We start from the raw sequence: 3,302 nt of genomic DNA, 5'->3' as shown, positions 1-3,302 counted from the left end.
GCCGTCCGGGCGGGCCGCCGAGCTGATCGCGCGGGCGGGCGGAAAGGCCTGGGCCCGAGCGGAATCCGGGCGGCGGCTGCGGGCGGCGGCGGGTTTGCTGGCCGGGCGTCCGGCCGAGGATCTGCTGGCGCTGGCCGAGGGCCTGGTGGGGTGCGCGCGCCGGTAGCAAATGCGACCGGATGGTTCATATTGTGCCGCAATCCTTTTCCCCGTCGGCCGCTGTCAAGCGCGCTTAACCGTCCTCGACGCGTGTTGCGGATCGCTTGCGCTGGTGATGCTCTTTTCGGTGATCGGGGCCTCCGGCAACGCCATGGGACTTAAGTAATCGATTCACCGGAGACCATTGCTCCAAAACCGGTGGGCTGACACGATATGCCCCGCACGGTGAACGAAACGAGGCGTCTCACCGTCGAAATATCAACCAGGCGTGCCACTTTCGCATTCGGATGGTGTCCGGCTGCGCAAACGCCTTTATTCGCCATGCCTATTCCCAGGAGTTCACCATGACTACGGGAGCACTCGCCGGACCCGGCCGACCTGCAGCGGCCGAACCCTGGCGATTGCCGGCGCTGGGCCGAGCATCCGCGAGGGAATTGGTCCAGGAATTGGCACAGGCCGCGGCCACCACGCGCACCGGGGTGCTGCGGGTGACCGGGGATCCGGGCGGGGACCTCCATGTCGTCCACGGGCTGGTGGTCACGGTGGAATCGCCCGGCGCGCCCGGGGTGCGTGAGTTGCTCGCGCGCCCCGGGCGCATTTGCACCGGGGTGGCCGACCTGCGTGTGGTCGCCACAATGGCCGCGGTGGACGGCTGTTTCGCCATCGCCTCGGGATGGATCGGCGCCTGCTCCTGGCAGGACCAGCCGGTCACTGCGACCGATCCCGAGGCGAGCGGCGGCCCCCGCGTGGTGATCCCGCCGGTACCCGGCGTCGAACCCGGGTGGCTACTGCTCGAGACCGACCGGCGATTGTGCGCGCTCGGCCACGGGCGCGTCTCCCCGCACCGCAATCAACTCCTGCTCACCGAGCGCGGACGGACCCTGCTCAGTACTCCGGGCAGCGGCCGTCGGCGCGAGATCCTGCTCTGGGCCAACGGCCGCCGCAGCTGCCGGGATATCGCGAAGCTGTTGTGCCGCAGCCTGTATGCGGTCACCGTCGAGGTGGTCCGCATGCTCGACGACGATCTGCTCGCCATCGCGCCGGTGGTGGCCGAGCCGCCCCCGGAACCGGTGGAACCGCCGCGCACCGGCCGTTCCCTGCTGCCCCGCCGCCGTCGCGGCGCCAGCGGCATCAACGACACGCTTCCGCCCCGCCCCCCGGTGCCGCTGCCGCGGGGCCAGCGTGCCCTCACTCCCAGAAGAACAGAGAGGACGCCATGAATACATCGAGCGGAGCAGGAGCGACCGGCAGCATGACCGACCGGGTGGCGACCCTGGTGAAGGTGCTGCGTTCGGAGGTGCCCGATTGCGTCGCCGCGGGCGCCATCGACATGTCCACCGGCATGCTGCTGGCGGTCGAGACCGTCGACAATCATCCGCAGGAGGTGCTCGATCTGCTGGCCGCCGCCACGCTGGAACTGTTCCAGGGCCGCAATGTGGTGATGATCGAGAACATCTGGAAGGAGCGTCGCGGCATCCGGCTCGAGCGCCACTACTTCCAGGAGATCCTGGTCAACAGCGACAACCTCACCCACCTGTTCTGCCGCACCGAGAGTCGCGAGGACGTGGTGATCGTGGTGGTGTGCCGCAAGACGGTCAATGTCGGGATGCTGTTCGCGCAGACCCGCCGGGTACTCAAGGATGTCGGTCGGCTCTAGACATCCAGCGGGGACGGGCCGTGGGCGCTGGAGGCCCACGGCCCGTTCGGCATTCGGGGGAGAGTTCGTTCGGGGGAGCTAGGGAATGCGGGCTACCCCGCCCCACATGCTGACCGCTTCCGGCCGCGGATGCGGGCGGTACTCCTCCGGCCGCCACAGCGTGACCGCGGTGATGCCGGGCGGCACCAGGTCGAACCCGTCGAAGAACTTCGCGAACTCGGTGCCGGAGCGCAGCCGGAACGGCACGCCGCTGCGCTGATTGGCCTCCCGCGAGCGCGCCAGATCCTCCTCGTCGAGGTAGTCGCTGGTGGCGTGCGACATCACCAGGTAGCTGCCCGGGGCCAGCGGTTCGGTGAGCTGCCGGATCAGCTCGTAGGGGTGATTGTCGTCGGTCATGAAGTGCATGACCGCCACCACCATGAGTGCGATCGGCTGGCTCAGATCGAGGGTGGCCAGCAGATCCGGGTGGCTCAGGATGCGTTGCGGATCGCGCAGATCCGCGTCCAGGTAGGCGGTGCGGCCCTCGGGGGAGCTGTCGAGCAGGGTGCGCGCGTGCATGAGCACGATGGGATCGTTGTCCACGTAGACGATGCGCGATTCCGGCGCGATTTCCTGCGCGATCTCGTGGACATTGCCCGCGGTGGGCAGGCCGGTGCCGATGTCGAGGAACTGTCGGATCCCCGCCTCGGCGGTCAGGTACGCGGTGGCGCGGCGCAGAAAATTGCGATTCTCCACCGCCGCCAGTTGTACCGTCGGGAACGCCTCGGCCACCGCGTCCGCGGATTCGCGATCGGCGGCGAAATTGTCCTTACCACCCAGCCAGTAGTCGTACCGGCGGGCCGGATGCGGCTTGCTGGTATCGATACGCGGGGCCGCGGGATCCGAGTTCACAACGCTCCCAATTCTTTTCGGCTACTGTCTCACAGTGTCAGCTCCAGTTGCGGACCGGTAGCGGCCAGGCCCGCTCCCGCTCCGTGGCCTTGCCGGAAGGTTCGTCATGTTGCGCTACAGCCCATTCGATTTCGACGTCCATGCCGATCCGTACCCCCACTATGCCAGGTTGCGTAGCGAGGCCCCGGTTTACCGCAATGCGGACGACGACTTCTGGGCCTTCTCGCGCCATGCCGACGTGCTCGCGGCGCTGCGCGACTCCGACCGCTTCTCCAGCCGCAACGGCCTGCGCATGGAGCCCGCCTTCTGGGGACCGCAGGCCGAGCGGTTCTTCTCCTTCGTCGCCATGGACCCGCCCAAGCACACCCGCCTGCGCGGGCTGGTGACCCGCGCGTTCACCGCGCACCGGGTGCAGTCGCTGCAGCCGCGGCTGCGCGAGATCGCGATCGGCCTGCTGGAACCGCTGCTCGAGCGCGGCAGTTTCGATCTGATGGCCGAATTCGCCGGGCCGTTCCCCACCGAGGTGATCTCCGAACTGGTCGGGGTGCCCGAGGGCGACCGCGAGATGCTGCGCAAGCTCGGCATGGAGATCATG

Annotated in this window: 3 protein-coding genes and 1 pseudogene; 3 read left to right on the top strand and 1 reads right to left on the bottom strand. The window is 68.4% G+C overall.

Translation table 11 applies throughout. From position 1 onward, the window contains the following. Window positions 1-503: 503 nt before the first annotated feature. Together ACWELQ_RS41815 and ACWELQ_RS41810 are read left to right on the top strand one after the other, a co-directional pair. A complete protein-coding gene (locus ACWELQ_RS41815) occupies window positions 504-1,379 on the top strand; it encodes a hypothetical protein (protein WP_452402525.1) in 876 nt (291 codons plus the stop codon). Window positions 1,380-1,411: 32 nt separating this feature from the next. Beyond that, entirely contained in the window at window positions 1,412-1,816 is a 405-nt protein-coding gene (locus tag ACWELQ_RS41810; RefSeq protein ID WP_452402524.1) for a hypothetical protein, read from the top strand. 78 nt (window positions 1,817-1,894) lie between these two features. Here the strand turns inward: ACWELQ_RS41810 and ACWELQ_RS41805 are convergent, their stop codons facing one another. Further along, on the bottom strand, window positions 1,895-2,707 hold the full coding sequence (locus tag ACWELQ_RS41805) for an SAM-dependent methyltransferase (protein WP_452402523.1): 813 nt from the start codon (window positions 2,705-2,707) through the stop codon (window positions 1,895-1,897). A 106-nt stretch (window positions 2,708-2,813) separates the two neighbouring features. Here ACWELQ_RS41805 and ACWELQ_RS41800 point away from each other — a divergent pair. Beyond that, window positions 2,814-3,302 (top strand): annotated as a pseudogene (locus tag ACWELQ_RS41800) (cytochrome P450); the annotation flags it as partial.

The organism is Nocardia sp. NPDC004722 (assembly GCF_053601505.1).
The sequence above is the reverse complement of the archived record's forward strand: the minus strand, read 5'-3'. Positions and strand labels throughout refer to the sequence as shown.